The organism is Acetobacter fabarum, from assembly GCF_040702925.2.
Lineage (GTDB): Bacteria > Pseudomonadota > Alphaproteobacteria > Acetobacterales > Acetobacteraceae > Acetobacter > Acetobacter fabarum_B.
On record NZ_JBFCXX020000007.1, the window covers coordinates 25,058 to 40,921 of the forward strand.

General features: G+C 57.3%; 14 protein-coding genes, 3 tRNA genes and 1 pseudogene. 3 read left to right on the forward strand and 15 right to left on the reverse strand.

The window, feature by feature from the left end; all coding sequences use genetic code 11:
• Nucleotides 1-4: 4 nt before the first annotated feature.
• From AB2L51_RS07235 to AB2L51_RS07260, 6 genes and pseudogenes are all read right to left on the reverse strand, one after another.
• Complete coding sequence (locus AB2L51_RS07235; RefSeq protein ID WP_395582063.1) at nucleotides 5-487, reverse strand: phosphoribosyl-ATP diphosphatase; 483 nt, start codon at nucleotides 485-487, stop codon at nucleotides 5-7.
• On the reverse strand, nucleotides 484-1,272 hold the full coding sequence (gene hisF, locus AB2L51_RS07240) for an imidazole glycerol phosphate synthase subunit HisF (protein WP_395582062.1): 789 nt from the start codon (nucleotides 1,270-1,272) through the stop codon (nucleotides 484-486). Before hisF ends, AB2L51_RS07235 begins: the two co-directional genes overlap by 4 nt.
• Nucleotides 1,266-2,605, reverse strand: a pseudogene (gene hisA / locus AB2L51_RS07245) (1-(5-phosphoribosyl)-5-[(5-phosphoribosylamino)methylideneamino]imidazole-4-carboxamide isomerase). Before hisA ends, hisF begins: the two are co-directional and overlap by 7 nt.
• Nucleotides 2,605-3,261, reverse strand: a complete 657-nt coding sequence (gene hisH / locus AB2L51_RS07250; RefSeq protein WP_395582061.1) for an imidazole glycerol phosphate synthase subunit HisH — start codon at nucleotides 3,259-3,261, stop codon at nucleotides 2,605-2,607. The pseudogene hisA and the gene hisH overlap by 1 nt, the downstream one beginning before the upstream one ends.
• A gap of 137 nt (nucleotides 3,262-3,398) precedes the next feature.
• The gene (hisB, locus tag AB2L51_RS07255) at nucleotides 3,399-3,995 is read right to left on the reverse strand and encodes an imidazoleglycerol-phosphate dehydratase HisB (RefSeq protein ID WP_165991186.1); all 597 of its coding nucleotides are present in this window, start codon (nucleotides 3,993-3,995) and stop codon (nucleotides 3,399-3,401) included.
• A 58-nt stretch (nucleotides 3,996-4,053) separates the two neighbouring features.
• Entirely contained in the window at nucleotides 4,054-6,105 is a 2,052-nt protein-coding gene (locus AB2L51_RS07260; RefSeq protein ID WP_395582060.1) for an NAD(+) synthase, read from the reverse strand.
• 181 nt (nucleotides 6,106-6,286) lie between these two features.
• Between AB2L51_RS07260 and AB2L51_RS07265 the strand changes: the two genes are divergently transcribed.
• Nucleotides 6,287-6,361, forward strand: a tRNA-Gly gene (locus AB2L51_RS07265).
• A gap of 703 nt (nucleotides 6,362-7,064) precedes the next feature.
• On the opposite strand, the gene AB2L51_RS07270 is transcribed toward AB2L51_RS07265, so the two are convergent.
• The 6 genes from AB2L51_RS07270 to mnmE all read right to left on the reverse strand — a co-directional run bounded on the left by AB2L51_RS07270 (nucleotide 7,065) and on the right by mnmE (nucleotide 12,700).
• A tRNA-Lys gene (locus AB2L51_RS07270) sits at nucleotides 7,065-7,140 on the reverse strand.
• Between the two features lie 66 nt (nucleotides 7,141-7,206).
• Nucleotides 7,207-8,118, reverse strand: coding sequence for a ParB/RepB/Spo0J family partition protein (locus AB2L51_RS07275; protein WP_395582059.1), 912 nt, complete (start codon nucleotides 8,116-8,118; stop codon nucleotides 7,207-7,209).
• Nucleotides 8,115-8,906: a ParA family protein gene (locus AB2L51_RS07280; RefSeq protein WP_395582058.1), complete on the reverse strand. Its 792-nt coding sequence runs from the start codon at nucleotides 8,904-8,906 to the stop codon at nucleotides 8,115-8,117. The genes AB2L51_RS07275 and AB2L51_RS07280 overlap by 4 nt, the downstream gene beginning before the upstream one ends.
• A complete protein-coding gene (gene rsmG / locus AB2L51_RS07285) occupies nucleotides 8,893-9,489 on the reverse strand; it encodes a 16S rRNA (guanine(527)-N(7))-methyltransferase RsmG (RefSeq protein ID WP_395582057.1) in 597 nt (198 codons plus the stop codon). The genes AB2L51_RS07280 and rsmG overlap by 14 nt, the downstream gene beginning before the upstream one ends.
• Nucleotides 9,479-11,359 (reverse strand): tRNA uridine-5-carboxymethylaminomethyl(34) synthesis enzyme MnmG, encoded by a 1,881-nt coding sequence (mnmG, locus tag AB2L51_RS07290; RefSeq protein WP_395582056.1) that lies wholly within the window; start codon nucleotides 11,357-11,359, stop codon nucleotides 9,479-9,481. The genes rsmG and mnmG overlap by 11 nt, the downstream gene beginning before the upstream one ends.
• A gap of 21 nt (nucleotides 11,360-11,380) precedes the next feature.
• On the reverse strand, nucleotides 11,381-12,700 hold the full coding sequence (mnmE, locus tag AB2L51_RS07295) for a tRNA uridine-5-carboxymethylaminomethyl(34) synthesis GTPase MnmE (RefSeq protein WP_395582055.1): 1,320 nt from the start codon (nucleotides 12,698-12,700) through the stop codon (nucleotides 11,381-11,383).
• A gap of 181 nt (nucleotides 12,701-12,881) precedes the next feature.
• Between mnmE and AB2L51_RS07300 the strand changes: the two genes are divergently transcribed.
• Nucleotides 12,882-13,346: a methylated-DNA--[protein]-cysteine S-methyltransferase gene (locus AB2L51_RS07300; RefSeq protein WP_395582054.1), complete on the forward strand. Its 465-nt coding sequence runs from the start codon at nucleotides 12,882-12,884 to the stop codon at nucleotides 13,344-13,346.
• Between the two features lie 52 nt (nucleotides 13,347-13,398).
• On the opposite strand, the gene AB2L51_RS07305 is transcribed toward AB2L51_RS07300, so the two are convergent.
• Complete coding sequence (locus AB2L51_RS07305; RefSeq protein ID WP_395582053.1) at nucleotides 13,399-14,025, reverse strand: hypothetical protein; 627 nt, start codon at nucleotides 14,023-14,025, stop codon at nucleotides 13,399-13,401.
• A 249-nt stretch (nucleotides 14,026-14,274) separates the two neighbouring features.
• Between AB2L51_RS07305 and AB2L51_RS07310 the strand changes: the two genes are divergently transcribed.
• A complete protein-coding gene (locus AB2L51_RS07310; protein ID WP_395582052.1) occupies nucleotides 14,275-14,724 on the forward strand; it encodes a hypothetical protein in 450 nt (149 codons plus the stop codon).
• 219 nt (nucleotides 14,725-14,943) lie between these two features.
• Here the strand turns inward: AB2L51_RS07310 and AB2L51_RS07315 are convergent.
• Nucleotides 14,944-15,020: transfer RNA gene (locus AB2L51_RS07315), tRNA-Pro, on the reverse strand.
• A 70-nt stretch (nucleotides 15,021-15,090) separates the two neighbouring features.
• Nucleotides 15,091-15,675 carry an LOG family protein gene (locus tag AB2L51_RS07320; RefSeq protein WP_395582051.1) on the reverse strand — a complete coding sequence of 195 codons (585 nt, stop codon included), beginning with the start codon at nucleotides 15,673-15,675 and terminating at the stop codon, nucleotides 15,091-15,093.
• Nucleotides 15,676-15,864 lie beyond the last annotated feature (189 nt).

Below are 15,864 nucleotides of genomic sequence, written 5' to 3' on the forward strand. Positions count from 1 at the left end.
TCGGTCAGTCCTGTTCTGTTGCGTCTGGTGCGGTTGCGCCGGATGGGGGTAGGGACACCTTGGGGCGGGAGGCTTTTTCGGCAATGCCGCTTGTGCCTTCACGCCGGGCCAGTTCGGCCCAGACCTCATCTGGCGTAATGCCTGCATTCACCCACATGACAATCAGGTGGTACAGCACATCGGCACTTTCCCCCACCAGCAGACTGGTGCGGCCTGCCACGGCTTCGATCAGGCATTCCACCGCTTCCTCACCAAACTTCTGCGCGATCTTGTAGGTACCGCGTGAGAGCAGGCGGGCCGAATGGCTTACTGCGGGGTCCGCGTTCTTGCGGCTTTGCACAACGTCATACAGCCGGTTGAGCACGAAAGCATCTGCCCCATTGGACAGCGGAGGGAGTTTCCGGGTTTCTGCCACCTTGGTTTTTTTAGCCTTGACGGTTTTGGTCTCGGCTTTGGCAGTGGCTTTTGACGGAGCTTTTTTGATCATGACGTCTGACTGACCTGAAAAGGAGCGGGGGAAGGGCGAACCGGCAGTCCGGCCCGGGTCAAAGCCTGTTTGACCTGAGAGACGGTAAACTGCCCAAAATGGAAAACACTGGCGGCCAGCAACCCTGTTGCCCCGGCCCGGGCACCTTCCACAAAATGGTCGAGCGTGCCAACACCACCAGACGCCACAATCGGCAGGCGTACAGCCTGTGTTGCCGCACGCAGCAGATCCAGATCAAACCCGCTGCCCGTGCCGTCACGGTCCATGGATGTCAGCAGGATTTCACCCGCGCCGCGCTCGGCAGCCTGTTTGCACCAGTCTATGGCGTTCATGCCCGTTGGGGTGCGGCCACCATGGGTAAAGACCTCCCACGTCCCCGGTGCGGTCTGGCGTGCATCCACCGCCACCACAACACACTGGCTGCCAAACTTGCGTGCGGCCTCGTTAATCAGTTCGGGACGGGTCACGGCGGCCGAGTTCATGGCGCATTTGTCTGCCCCGGCCAGCAGCAGGCGGCGCATGTCATCCGTGGTGCGCACACCCCCGCCCACGGTCAGGGGCAGGAAGATTTTTTCTGCGGTGCGGCTCACCACATCCAGAATGGTATCCCGGTTTTCGTGGCTGGCGGTGATGTCCAGAAAAGTCAGTTCATCGGCCCCGGCAGCATCGTACACCGCTGCCTGCTCGACCGGGTCGCCCGCATCACGCAGGGCAACAAAGTTGACCCCCTTGACCACCCGGCCATTTTTTACGTCCAGACAGGGAATAACGCGTAGCTTCAGCATCCGCTCAGCACTCGCAGGGCTTGTGAGGGTGATACGCGGCCATCATACAGCGCACGACCAACAATAACACCTTCTATGCCCGGTGTGGTGTTGGCCGCCTCGCGCAGGGCTGCAAGGTGGTCAAGGCTGCCCACCCCCCCGCTGGCAATAACGGGAATGGATATGGTGTTGGCCAGCGCTACGGTCTGCTCGATATCCAGCCCTTCGAGCATGCCGTCCCGGCTGATTTCGGTAAAGATAATTGCGCCAACCCCTGCATCCTGCATCCGCAGGGCAAGGTCGGTTGCCTGCATGTCCGACACTTCCGCCCAGCCCTCGGTCGCCACCAGACCGGAGCGCGCATCAATCCCGGCCACAATACGACCGGGGAAGGCACGGCAGGCCTCGCGCACCAGAGCGGGATTCTTGACCGCGACCGAACCCAGAATAACACGGGTAATCCCCGCCTCCAACCATGCGGCAATGGCGGCCATGTCCCGCAGCCCCCCACCAAGCTGGACCGGCACATGGGCGGCGTCCAGAATGGAACGCACAGCCTGTGTGTTGGCCGATGCCCCGGCAAACGCGCCATTCAGGTCCACCACATGCAGCCATTCAAACCCTGCATCCTGCCATGCCGTAGCCTGTGCGCCGGGGTTGTCGGAATAAACGGTTGCATCGTCCATTTCCCCACGGCGCAGGCGCACACACGCGCCATCCTTCAGGTCAATGGCGGGGTAGAGGGTCAGCGGACGGGAGGGCGTGGATGTGATCATGGCGTGTGGCTGGCTTCTTGTTCGTTACGGGTCTTGGTGGACTGTAAAGGCAGGCTATCATCGAGGCATTTGGTAAGGAACAGCCCCGATACAAGCTCATCCCCCACCCGGGCGTAAAACGGGTGTCTGCCCCATATGTGGAACCCGGTCTTTTCAAAAAGAGCAATGGCTGCGGTCTGTGTCTGCAACACATCCACATTCAGCACCCGGAAGCCCATGTTACGTGCGGCGTTTTCCACCTCCCGCAACAAGGCTGCCCCCAGCCCCCGCCTGCGCGCGTACGGTGCAACAAACAGGTGGGCAAGGGTAATGCACATGGCCTGCAACTCGTTATTGCGGGGAGCGCGAATAAGCTGGGCCCCTCCAACAATAACCCCATCCAGCCGGATGGCGAACAGCATGCGCTCGGGCACCAGCAGCAGACCCCGAAAATAACGCTCAAGCACCTGCCGGCCCTGTGGCTGTAACCAGCCAAACCCGCCGCCATCCAGAATGGCGGCATCCACGGACTCGCACAAAGCCTGAAGGTCATCTTCCTCCAGCGACACAATGCGCTGGACGCGGGTTACGCGGGGCATCAGAACGTCGCTTCCGGTTGCCATGCTAAAAAGTTTGCAAGAATCTTCAGCCCCACGGTCTGGCTTTTTTCCACGTGAAACTGTGTGCCTGCCACGTTATTGCGGCAGACGATGGCTGGCACGCTGCCACCGTAATCCGCACTGGCCAGCAGCACGTCATCCGTGGTGTTGCGCAGGGCGTAAGAGTGTACAAAATAGCCATGCGGGGCTGGGCCCAGCCCTTGGGTCAGCGGGTGGGACTGGTGGAGTTCCAACTCGTTCCAGCCCATTTGCGGCAGGCGCAGGCCGGGGGCTTCCATAGGGGCGATTTCCCCCGCGATCCAGCCAAAACCTTCGGTTACACCATGCTCAAGCCCGCGTTCGGCCATAAGCTGCATGCCAACGCAGATGCCCAAAAACGGCGTGCCTTTTGCCACAGTCTGCAAAATGGCATCCTTTAGACCCGCAATGGCCTCCAGCCCCTGTGCACAGTCCGCAAATGCACCCTGACCGGGCAGGATAATGCGGTCCGCGCGTCGGACCTCGGACGGTTCGTTGGTAATGATCACCGAGGCGTTAAGGCCGGAAAGCTCGGCTGCGCGCAGGGCGGCCCGGGCAGCAGAGGCCAGATTGCCCCCTTCGTAATCGACAACAGCAATGGAGAGAGGCGGGGCCATAAAACCCTCCTGGTTCTGATCGTGCGGAAAACCGTGCCACTCCCCCGCACCGGGGCAAAAAACACGGCTGGTTGTCTATTGGGGCGGGACCATGTTCTGGCCAGAACATGGCGGAATCACACCCGCCGCCGGTTGGTTTACAGGACGCCTTTGGTCGAAGGAATGGCCCCAAGGGCGCGTGGGTCCGGCTCTACTGCCATACGGAGGGCACGGGCAAGAGCCTTGAACGCCGCCTCGGCAATATGGTGGCAGTTTTTACCAGCCCGCTGGTTCAGGTGCAGGGTGAGCATGGCGGACATGGCAAACGCCCGGAAAAACTCTTCCACCAGTTCCGTATCCAGCCCGCCAATACGGTCCCGGTCAAAGGTGGCTTCAAACGTCAGGAACGGACGGCCAGAAAGATCGACCACCGCCTCGCACAACGCTTCGTCCAGCGGCACAAGAGCCGAGCCAAACCGGCGCACGCCGCGCTTGTCGCCCAGTGCCTGCCGCATGGCCTGCCCCAGAGCAATGCCCGTATCCTCCACCGTATGGTGGCCATCTATATGCAGGTCACCCTTGACCGTTATATCCAGATCAAACAGGCCATGCTTGGCCAGAGCGGTCAGCATGTGGTCAAAAAAGCCGATACCGGTTTCAACCCGAGCCTTGCCAGTCCCGTCCAGAGTCAGGGCAATGGCAATATCGGTTTCGCTGGTAACGCGGTGAACTGTGGCGTGGCGCGATGTTGTCATGGTCCCAGCTTATAACCCAAGACCGGGCACAATGCCATTCCGCCGACTGGGCGGTATTTCAGGCTTCGGGCACAAGGTCTTCCAGCTCCTTCAGCCACAGGGTTGCGTTGCCATCAGAGGGGGCGCGCCAGTCCCCCCGGGGGGAGAGACTCCCCCCCGCCATGACCTTGGGACCATTGGGCATGGCCGAGCGCTTGAACTGGCTGGTGGTAAAAAACCGGAACATAAAGACCTTCAGCCATTTGCGAATAACCGGCAGACCGTAGCTTTTGTGGTCATGCGGCATAAAGCCCGGCGGCCAGACACCATGCCCGGCATCGCGCCAGACCTGTTCGGCCATAAAGGCAATGCGCGCCGGCCCAAAGCCATGACGCAGCACGTAATAAAGCGTGAAGTCATGCAGGGCATATGGCCCGATTGTTTCTTCCGTGCTCTGGCTGGCACCCGCCGTTGCGGGGATCAACTCGGGGGATATCTCGGTTGCCAGAACGGTGCGCAGCACGACACACACATCCGCCGGGAAATGCCCCGAGGCAATGCACCAGCGGATAAGGTGCTGGATAAGGGTTTTGGGCAGACCTGCATTCACGTTATAATGCGCCATCTGGTCTCCCACGCCGTAGGTACACCACCCCAGCGCCAGCTCCGACAGGTCACCCGTGCCAATAACAATACCGTTGTGCTGGTTGGCCAGACGGAACAGAAAATCCGTACGCAGCCCGGCCTGCACATTTTCAAACGTAATGTCATGCACGGGCTCCCCTCTGGCAAAAGGATGGTCCATGGTCTGGAGCATAAGGGTTGCGGCAGGCCGGATGTCCAGCGTTGCCTGCGTAATGCCCAGATGCTCCATCAAGGCACGTGCGCTGGCCAGTGTCTGCTCCGTGGTGCCAAAGCCGGGCATGGTGTAGCCACGGATGGCCGTGCGGGGCCAGCCCAGTTCGTCCGCCGTGCGTACCGCCACCAGCAGGGCATGGGTGGAGTCCAGCCCGCCAGAGACACCAATAACCATGCCCGCAGCCCGGCAGCTTTTAAGCCGCTGCTTGAGAGCCGAAACCTGAATGGTAAAAGCCTCAAAACAATCCTGCTCCAGCCGTGCCGGGTCCGCTGGCACAAAGGGAAAGCGCGAGAGCGGGCGCAGCAGACCCAGGTCAGATGTCGGGGGGGCCAGCGTAAACCCTATGGACCGCCAGAGAGTCTGAGGCTGGCCGCTCATGGCGGCACAATCGGCAAAGGAGCCAACCTGTGCGCGCTCATGGCGGAGCAATGTGAGGTCAATATCCGCCACAACGGCCTGTGCGCCTGTGGGGAAACGCTCACTTTCAGCCAGCAGCACGCCATTTTCAAAAATGGCGGTCTGGCCATCCCATGCCAGATCCGTGGTGGATTCGCCCTCGCCCGCAGCGGCATACAGGTAAGCCGCCACGCACCGCGCGGACTGGGAGAGGCAGAGCAAACTGCGGGTACGGGCCTTGCCTACGGTAATATCGCTTGCAGACAGGTTGGCCAGCACGGTGGCCCCGGCCATGGCCTGCGCTGAGGAAGGCGGATTGGGGACCCACATATCCTCACAGATTTCCACCCCAAGGCAAAAGCCCGGCACATCATGGGCGGTAAACAGCAAGTCCACACCAAAGGGAACATCCTGCCCGCCAAGACGCATACTTTGCCCACGCACGGCAGCGCCCGGAGCAAAGTGTCGTTTTTCGTAGAACTCACGATAATTGGGCAGATAACTTTTGGGCACCACGCCAAGAATACGGCCCCTGTGCAGCACTACCGCACAATTATACAGGCTGTTCCGGTGGGCCAGGGGAGCCCCAACCACCAGCACGGACAGCAGGTCCACCGTGGCCTGCGCCAGTTCCACCAGTGCGTTTTCCACCCCACGCTGGAGCGTGCTGTGCTGGATCAGGTCCTCAATGGAGTAACCGCTCAGCCCGAGTTCGGGAAAAACGCACAAGCCTACCCCCTGCTGGGCGCAGGTGCGGGCAGTGGCCAGAATCTGGTCCCTGTTGGCATACGGGTCTGCAAGAGTGACGGGTGCCGTGCAGGCCGCCACGCGCACAAATCCCTGATGGTACAGAGATCGGAATAAGAACGTGGTCACGGCTTTCCTTCCTTGCTGCGAGGAGCACTGTTCTGTCTAGCAGGCAGGCAAACCGACCGCCAAGGGCTGGTAGAGCGCTGCCCCATGACAGATGCGTGCAGTTGCATGCAAAAAAAGCGCCTTTCTTGCATTTTCCCTCTTGCACAATTGAGCGCTCCCCCATAAAAGGAGGCCATCCAATGCGGGCGTAGCTCAGGGGTAGAGCACAACCTTGCCAAGGTTGGGGTCGTGGGTTCGAATCCCATCGCCCGCTCCAGATTTTCCTGAAAAATTCTGGAGCTTGGATGAATACCAGAAATGTTCATCCTGCCGCATTGTTTACCTTCCCTATGATATTCGTAAATACTGCAATTATCCACCACGTTTAGTGCGGCTGATAGCATTGCCTTTATCTTTGGTTAGCACGTCTTGTGCAGTCATTGGACATATCCCCCCAGATTGCCTGACGTAGACCTTTGCGGGCGCGCAGCGCCATTCCCAATAGAAGTGTCCTCACACGGTATGGCTGCGTCTGGACCGGCCTAAAAGAACGGGGCTTACAGTAGTCCAACCAGCTTTCCCTTGCATTTTGCACGGCTTTTTCCTGCTTAGTTCGCCATACTAAAAACATGACCACACGAAGGGCGTGTGACTTCAGGCTGGCAAGACTTCCCTTGCTAAGAACCAGCCCCATTCTTCCTCACAATGCAGCAAACACGTAACCAAGGCGGGGTCTGGCGGCATATTTATGCCCGATGCACGTATGGCCGTATGGCCGTTTGTGAAAAAGAACCACAAAAACAGGCAGTTTTTGGAGAAAAAGGGGAAAGCCTCAGTCCTGACTGGGAACACTCCCACGACGGAATAAAACTCGCGTCAGGTCATCTTGAAAAAACAGTTTCAAATGATCCCGAATAAACTCCGGTAGGCTGGACTACTTTCCCAGCCTGACATCTGAACCACCAAAATCTAGGAAAATTTGGTGGGTGCACAAGGACTCGAACCTTGGACCCGCTGATTAAGAGTCAGCTGCTCTACCAACTGAGCTATGCACCCTTACAGCCATTGGGCTGAAGTGGGGGTCTTTTACCACCCCTTTTTGATAAGCACAAGCCTGAAAATTCAGGATTTTAACAAAGCCAGAACCGTATCCAACTGATCGAGACTTTTATAATGAATCTCCAGAGATCCCCCTTTGCGTCCATCAAAGTTAACGGCCACTTTGAGCCCCAACCGGCTGGCAAGATCACGCTCAAGGGCTGCGATTTCCGGGTTCTGGATCTTCTTTTCCTGAACCACTGGTTTGCCAGTCTGCTGCTCCAATGCCTTCTGCACCAAAGCCTCGGTCTGGCGAACAGACAAACCTCGGGCAATAACTTCAGCCGCGGCAGCCACAGGGTTGGGGTGAGACAGCAATGCCCTGGCATGACCGGCAGACAATGTGCCTTTTTTAAGCTCCGCCCGAACGGCATCTGGCAGCTTGAGCAGGCGTAACATGTTGGCAACATGGGGCCGGGACTTGCCAATGGCTCTGGCAAGGTCTTCCTGCGTCAGGCTGTAATCGTCCATCAGGCGGTTAAAGCCTTCGGCTTCTTCCACCGGGTTCAGGTCTGTACGCTGGAGATTTTCCACCAGTGCCGCAGCCATGGCATCGGCTTCGCTCAGGTCGCGCACATGCACGGGCACCTCATGGCACTGGGCCAACTGAGCGGCCCGCCACCGGCGCTCACCTGCAATAATCTGGTACTGGCCTTTTTTATCCGGGTCAGGGCGCACCAGAATAGGCTGCAGGATTCCCCGCTCACGAATGGAATCCGCCAGTTCTTCAAGAGCAGCCGGTTCCATAATCTGCCGAGGCTGGAATGGCCCGGCAACAAGAGCTTCAACCGGAAGGACGCTCACACCACCACCCTTGTGTTCGGATTCATTCCCTTTTGAACTCATGCCCGCTCCGGCGGCATCCCCCAGTAATGCGGCGAGTCCCCGGCCCAGTTTTGGGCGGGCTGCGGCTTTACTCCGTGGCGGCGTGCTCATGCCGTTCTCCTCATGATTTCAGCGGCAAGCGCCTGATAGGCCGTGGCTCCGGTTGCGCGGGGGTCATAGGTCATGACGGGTAGACCGTGGCTCTGCGCTTCGGAAATGCGGATATTTCTCGGGATAAGGGTTTCAAGCACATCATCGCCAAAAAAGCTGCGTGCGTCTGCTGCGACCAGTTCGGACAGATTGTTCCGTTTGTCATACATGGTCAGCACAATGCCTGCGACCTTAAGGCCGGGGTTCAGGTTTTTGGTCACATGCCCGATGGTTTTGACCAGATGCCCCAAACCTTCGAGCGCAAAAAATTCGCACTGCAAGGGAGCCAGTACGCCGTGGGCGGCGACCAGAGCGTTCAGTGTCAGCAGGCCAAGGCTTGGGGGGCAGTCTATGATAATATAATCTACCTGCTGGGCCAGTGGCTCCAGTGCCTCGCGCAGCCTGTATTCGCGGCCTTGCATTTCAACCAGTTCGATCTCGGCTCCGACCAGTTCCGTGTTGGCTGCGATAACCGACAGGTTATCAATCTCGGTTGGCTGCAAAAGATCATGCGCAGGTTTTTCGTGCATGAGCAGGGCATAAGTACCACCTTTCCTGGCATCGTAGCTGACACCAACACCGGTAGAGGCATTGCCCTGCGGGTCCAGATCCAGAAGCACAACGCGAGCGCCATCGGCTGCCAAAGCTGCGGCCAGATTGATGGCGGTGGTTGTTTTGCCCACGCCACCTTTCTGGTTTGCTACTGCAAGGATGCAGCAGTCTTTTCGATTTTTTTTAGCCTTCTGCACGATTAAAATTACTCACTTCCAGAATAACACCATCGGGGCTTGTTTTGCTGGGCCATGACCGGACATCAAACCGCCAGGTCCTAGCTGCCTCCTCAATCTCCTGCTCGGCCTGCCGTCCCTTCAGAAACAGGCCAACACCACCGGGCTCCAGTAGTGGACGCGCCCATGTAAGCAATTTATCCAGCGGGGCCAGCGCACGCGCCGTAACCACTGGTGCGGGAGCGACCTCGGTACAGTCCAGCCGACAGGGCAGGACGGTAAGTGGCGCACCCGTTATTCTGGCGGCTTCACGCAAAAACGCGGATTTACGCTGATCGGATTCGATCAGCACCCCCGGAATATTGGCCGCTATGCCCAGCACAATACCGGGAAAACCACCACCTGACCCCATATCCACAAATCGCTCATGCCCTTTTACCAAAGGTACAAGCTGGAGACTATCCAGAATATGCCGCTCCCACAGGTTATCCATATCCTTGGGGGAGACAAGGTTGATCCGCTCATTCCACTTTTTGAGCACAGCCATATAGGCATGCAGACGTTCTTCTGTTTCACGTGAAACAGTCTCGTACTCAGCCAACATGCACCTGCTCCTGCCCTTTGCGCAAATAGGCCAGAATCGCCATGAGCGCAGAAGGTGTCATACCGGGAATACGCTGTGCAGCACTAAAACTTTCTGGTTTAGCCTGCTCCAGCCTTTCCTTCATTTCCGTGCTCAGCCCACCAATGCAGGCAAAATCCAGCTGCGGCGGAAAACGGATTTCCGTTTCGGCTTCCAGTTGTTTGATTTCCCTATTCTGGCGGGTCAGGTACCCACTGTAGCGCGCCTGTGTGGTCACATACTGGCGTACCCGCTCTGGCACCTGCAAAAACCATGGAGCAATCTGCTCTACAACCGATGGATCAGCCCCATAGCCCAGAACCTCCAGCAAGCTCCTGCGCCGGCCATCCTGCGCGACCTTCATCCCCACGCTGGCAAGCTGCTGTGGCTGCCAGCCCTCGGCTTCGGCCTGCTCCGTTACGGTATTGATCTGCGCCAGTTCGTGCTCAAAAACCGCCTGACGCTGCGCACCAACACACCCCCACTCCACACCTAGCTGTGTCAGGCGGATATCGGCATTATCTGCCCGCAGGGTCAGCCTGTATTCAGCCCGGGACGTAAACATGCGATAGGGTTCGCTAACCCCCTGCGTTGTCAGGTCATCCACCATAACGCCAATATAAGCCTTCCCACGGTCCAGACTCACGCCAGACTGTCCATCTGCACAACGGGCGGCATTCACCCCGGCCAGCAGGCCCTGTGCACCGGCCTCCTCATACCCGGTTGTTCCATTAATCTGCCCTGCCAGAAACAGGCCGGGGCACTGCCGCAGTTCAAGCGATGTTGTGAGTTCACGCGGGTCAACATAATCATACTCCACCGCGTATCCGTACTGCGCGATCACTACGCGTTCCAGACCGGGAATGGAATGAATCATGGCATCCTGCACATGGGCAGGCAGGCTGGTGGAAATACCGTTCGGGTAAACCAGATGACCTCCCTCATGCTCGGGCAGAGCTTCGGGTTCGAGAAAAATCTGGTGGCTTGTCTTGTCCGCAAACCGCACGACTTTATCTTCTATGGATGGGCAGTATCTTGGCCCACGGCCCGAAATCCCTCCCCCATAGACCGCGGACAGGTGCAGATGTTCACGAATGATCTCGTGCGTTTTCTGCGTGGTCGCGGTAATGCCGCACACCATTTGCGGGTTGGTGATGGCCTGTGTCATGCGGCTGAAGGGTTCGGGAACAACGTCTCCTTTGTCTTCAGCCAGAGCGGGCCAGTCTATGCTGCTGCGTTCAAGCCTTGCCGGTGTACCGGTTTTTAAGCGCCCCATGCGCAGGCTCATGCCCCGCAGGCGCTGCGCTAGAGCTTTTGCAGGCTGCTCCCCTATACGCCCTGCTGGCTGGGACTGATGCCCGATATGGATAACCCCATCCAGAAACGTGCCGGTTGTGAGCACAACCGCACCGGCCTGCCATCGCCTGCCATCTTCGCATACAACGCCACAGACCCGTCCATCGTTCTGGCACAGCAGGTCTGCCACAGCGCCTTCCACAATATCCAGCCCCGGTGTTTGGGCAAGCAGGTCCTGTATGGCCTGACGGTACAGCATACGGTCCGCCTGCGCACGCGGCCCCTGTACGGCTGGTCCCTTGGAGCGATTAAGCAGTTTGAAATGAATACCGGCACGGTCTGCCGCACGGCCCATAAGCCCATCCAGTGCATCAATTTCCCGCACCAGGTGGCCCTTGCCTATGCCCCCGATCGCCGGGTTGCAGGACATGGCACCAACCGTGTGTCTGTTATGCGTCAGCAGGAGCGTTCTGGCCCCACACCGGGCAGCTGCGGCGGCTGCCTCGCACCCGGCGTGACCACCGCCAACCACAATCACATCGTAAGACCCTATCATAACAACGCCTGCACCATGCCCTTATTTGCCAATACAGAACTGCCCAAAAATGGCATCCAGCAGTTCCTCAACCCCTACATGTCCTGTTAACCGCCCCAGAGCCCGCATGGCCAGCCGGAGTTCCTCACCCCGCACTTCGGGCCACTCCTGCCGGAGCGCTTCTTCCAGACTGGCGCAGGCATCCTGCACCCCTGCACTATGGCGGGCCCGGGTTAACAGTGGCATCCCTGTGGACGATGCGGTTAACGCCAGCACCTTCTGCTCCAGAATCTGGCGTAGCGCATCCAGCCCCTCACCTGTTTTAAGGCTGACAGGAATAACACCAACGCCCTCTACCTCTGCCGGAAGGTCGGCCAAGTCAAGCTTGTTCCCAACAACAAGCGCACCGGGGAAGATACTTTGTGGTATCTCGGAGGCTGCAAACATCTGCACAACACAGTCAGCCTGTTTCACGTGAAACAAAGCACGACGCACACCTTCGGCCTCTATGTCATCCTCAGTCTCACGCAGGCCAGCAGTATCAACAAACGTGACCTTGATCCCCGCCAGACTGCCCACAATTTCCAGCGCGTCCCTCGTGGTCCCTGCAATGGGGGAAACAATGGCGGCATCCCGTTCCGCCAGCCAGTTCAGCAAACTGGATTTACCTGCATTGGGTGGGCCTGTAATGGCAAACACCACCCCACGCCGAATACGCTCCCCACGTTGCCCATCGGCAATATGCTGCTGCATCTGCCCGATAAGCTGGCGGATTCCTGATCGGATTTCCTCCTCCACCTCAGGGGGGAGGTCCTCGTCAGGAAAGTCTATCAGGGCTTCCTGAAAAGCCAGAAGCTTTTTCAGCCGTTCTGACCATCCCTCATAAACACGGCTCAGTGCACCATCGGCCTGCGCCAGCGCCTGCCTGCGCTGGCTTTCGGTTTCCGCAGCCACCAGATCGGCTATGCCTTCGGCCTCCACCAGATCCATCCGGCCATTGATAAAAGCCCTGCGCGTAAATTCACCCGGTTCCGCAGGACGTGCCCCAGCATCCACCAGAGCATGGGCCACAGCCTGAATTATGGCAGGCCCTGCATGCAGGTGCAGCTCAAACCCATCCTCCCCCGTATAGCTTTTGGGGCCGGGAAACCACAGAACAAGGGCTTCGTCCAACAAGGTGTCCTGCACATCCGCCTGCCGCCATATGCGGCGTAAAACAGCCTTGCGTGGTGGAGGCAGCACACCACAGAGCTTTACCAGAAGGTCCGCACTCCCTTTGCCACTCACACGCATAACGGCAATAGCCGCGCGCTCTACACCTGTAGACAGAGCAAAAATAGTGTCTTCCCCCTGATATCCCACCGTACTGTGTTCCTTACTGTTTTGTTCAAGACAACACCGTGTTTTTAGTGCAGTTTTGTCCGCAAACGTAGATTTAAAAAATGATAAAAAACGGCCTATATGGAAAGTGCTCGCAGCACCACCACACCCTGCCTGCTTTTGTCCCGCCCCACTCTGTTGTTATTCAGAAAGTGCCTGACCCATGCCTCAGCTTTCCCTCCACTCTCCTTTGGGACCACTTACCCTGTCTGAAGAAGATGGAAAAATCATTTCCCTGGATTGGGGCTGGGGACGGGACCAGACCGAAACACCACTCCTCTGCCAGGCACGGGACTGGCTGGACCAGTGGTTTGATAACCCGTCCGCCCTAGGCGCCTTTCCCTTTCCGCTCGAACCCTATGGCACGCCATACCAGAAAAAAGTCTGGACAGTTTTGCAGACCATCCCCACAGGATCGACCATAACATATGGCGAACTGGCACAAAAAGCAGGTGGCAGCCCCCAGTCCGTAGGACAGGCTGTCGGGCGCAACCCTATTCCCATTCTTATCCCGTGCCACCGCGTGCTGGCGCGCAATGGGCTTGGAGGATATTCGGGCGATGGTGGCGTAGATGACAAAGTCTGGCTGCTTGAACTTGAAGGGGTGGCACTCCCTCAGCGGGCCTGAACAGCCCCCACAGGTTGCCAATGCTCCCGCGTAGCAACCTGTGGCTCTGGCCTTAGCGTTTATCGCAGTTTTGCGTTAAATTGTTGTAAAAATAACCACTTTTACAATTGAACATTGCTGTTCCATCGCTCCCTTCCACATTCTGGCTGGGCGGTGGTGCGCTTTGTGTCGCCGGATATTGCCCATAATCCGGGTTGGCATAATAGGATGGCGGAGCATAGTAGCTCTGCTCCGGTGCCTGCTGTGGTGGTGTTCCCTCTGGCATGGGCCGCGGAGGAACCTGCTCAGGCGGTGCATATGACCCGCTATATGTTTTTACGTCCGCCATACGGCCATAGGCGTATGGCATGGACCACCCCCAGCCCCAGCCAGCCCAGTAAGGGCTCCAGTAGGGGTTACCCCAATACGGATTCCAGCCGCCATAGACCCTGTACCCGCCATAAGGGTAAGGGTACCCCCAGCCACCACCGTAATAGCCGCCCCAGCCCCACCCCCAGCGCGGGCCTCTGTCCCATCGTCCGGGACCATGCCAACCGCCATAGCCCCCCCTGTGCCAGCCACCGGGACCACCATAAAAATGGCCACCCCAATGCTGTGCATAAGCATGACCGAAAGAAAGATGAACTCCCGCCAGCAGCAAGGCCAGAAGACCTACCTTTACCGTATGTACCTGCTTCATTCCTACGCCCCCACTCTTGCCTGCTGATCAGGAGACAAGAAAATCTTGTTCTAATAATGGGCATGATCAGGAAGGCTTTCCAGCATGGAATTCCCTCTTTTCCAGTATGCCAGAAAAGCTGCCTCTGCACGATTCACCTTGCATATATTGAATGCCTGGTATACATTTTGAACAATGGAGAAAGCGGCGGGTCTTTAGACACCATTCCGCTTTTGCCCCCTAACGAACCCAAATTAGGAGGCCGGACACATGGCATGGAAAAAAGCAACTTTTGTCTCGCTCTGGCTCGCGGCCCTGAGCCTTGCTATCTGCTCCACATTTATTTTTATAACATGCGGACTTAAATTTTCTGTCTTCCATGCCGGTTTGGCCGTGCACTGGCAGGATTTTACAGATAATTCCGCCCTGTCGCGGTTCCTGTGGCAATCCTTGCCGGAGTCCGAGCAATGGTCGGACTATGCACTCTCGCTCCCCGGTCTGGTCGCCAGTGCAGCTTTTATGTCCAGCGTTGTACTCGGATATTTTGCCGCATTGCAGTTTGAGGAACTGAACAAGGGCATTCAGGCGGATCGACAGGCCGATATGCGCCGGTGGGAAAACCTTCTGGTCGGGCAGATGCAGGAGGCGCATCATCCCTCCCTGTTCGCTGCCAATACCCTTGTGGACAGCCATTACACCGCTGTAGCCAAACGGGCCTGAACAGAACTGCCTACTACAAAAACCCCCTCATGCTCTTGGAACGCATGAGGGGGTTTTATTGAACAAATCAATGATTTTTAAAAATGATGCGACACTATGGAACGCATCGTCTGTATTTTATAGGAATTGGATTTCGTCGGTGCCGGATGTTTCTGACGTGCAAAAACGCAGTGCTCCAAGAGCAGCACACAGGGAAGACTGATTTTTCCAGAAAAGCCATGGTCGGAGTGAGAGGATTCGAACCTCCGGCCCCTGCGTCCCGAACACAGTGCTCTACCAGGCTGAGCTACACTCCGTTATGGCTGAATGCGCTATACATCTCTCTTGCTTCATAAGCAAGAGAGGAAATGCATGAACGCCCTTGTTTTACAGGGCAGACATCGGCAGATCATGCACCTGGTCCGCCATGACGGAGCACACTAGAGCAGCCGATATGTCCGGCACGACCTGCAATAGCGCCCGAGCTTCGGCCGAGGCAAACCCCTGACTGACCGCCATATCCAGCATGGCAACCATGGCGTCCCCCCAGCCGTCCACATTAACCAGCAGAATGGGCTTTTTATGCTGACCAAGCTGCTTCCAGGTCAGAATTTCCATTGTCTCATCAAACGTGCCAAATCCACCCGGAAGAATCCAGAATGCATCGGCCCGTGCAAACATGATCTGCTTGCGGACATGCATGGAGTCCGTCACAATCAGTTCAGAAATCTGATCATGCATCTGTTCACGGGTTTTCAAAAACTCCGGGATAACCCCTGTTACCGTCCCACCGGATTGAATAACGGCATCTGCCACCACGCCCATGAGTCCATTGGCTCCACCGCCATAAATCAGTCGAATGTTTTTTTCGGCTAATGTTTTGCCAGCCAGTTCCGCTGTCTGCCTATAAACAGGATTATCCCCCATACGGGAGCCACAAAATACCGCAACGGAGTGCACAGTTAAGGACATATTACGCCTTCTCCCAGAAATTGTATTTTTGTAAATTTTAGCAATTCAAACATACGGGCAAAAAATAATCCATGTTTTTACCACAGGGTTTTCAAACCCTGTTTTCAGGTTACAAGGATTTATATAAAACGCAAATCCGGGCTTTTCATAGAAAAACCAAAACCATGCCCTTCATAAAAAAACAGAACT

What these genes read in the sequence shown, in the direction of transcription:
- rsmG (WP_395582057.1), bottom strand. Translation starts at nt 9,489, where the DNA reads ATGTTGGCTGAGTACGAGACTGTTTCACGTGAAACAGAAGAACGTCTG.
- AB2L51_RS07320 (WP_395582051.1), bottom strand. Translation starts at nt 15,675, where the DNA reads ATGTCCTTAACTGTGCACTCCGTTGCGGTATTTTGTGGCTCCCGTATG.
- hisB (WP_165991186.1), bottom strand. Translation starts at nt 3,995, where the DNA reads ATGACAACATCGCGCCACGCCACAGTTCACCGCGTTACCAGCGAAACC.
- AB2L51_RS07300 (WP_395582054.1), top strand. Translation starts at nt 12,882, where the DNA reads ATGCCTCAGCTTTCCCTCCACTCTCCTTTGGGACCACTTACCCTGTCT.
- AB2L51_RS07235 (WP_395582063.1), bottom strand. Translation starts at nt 487, where the DNA reads ATGATCAAAAAAGCTCCGTCAAAAGCCACTGCCAAAGCCGAGACCAAA.
- hisF (WP_395582062.1), bottom strand. Translation starts at nt 1,272, where the DNA reads ATGCTGAAGCTACGCGTTATTCCCTGTCTGGACGTAAAAAATGGCCGG.
- AB2L51_RS07275 (WP_395582059.1), bottom strand. Translation starts at nt 8,118, where the DNA reads ATGAGCACGCCGCCACGGAGTAAAGCCGCAGCCCGCCCAAAACTGGGC.
- AB2L51_RS07310 (WP_395582052.1), top strand. Translation starts at nt 14,275, where the DNA reads ATGGCATGGAAAAAAGCAACTTTTGTCTCGCTCTGGCTCGCGGCCCTG.
- mnmG (WP_395582056.1), bottom strand. Translation starts at nt 11,359, where the DNA reads ATGATAGGGTCTTACGATGTGATTGTGGTTGGCGGTGGTCACGCCGGG.
- AB2L51_RS07305 (WP_395582053.1), bottom strand. Translation starts at nt 14,025, where the DNA reads ATGAAGCAGGTACATACGGTAAAGGTAGGTCTTCTGGCCTTGCTGCTG.
- hisH (WP_395582061.1), bottom strand. Translation starts at nt 3,261, where the DNA reads ATGGCCCCGCCTCTCTCCATTGCTGTTGTCGATTACGAAGGGGGCAAT.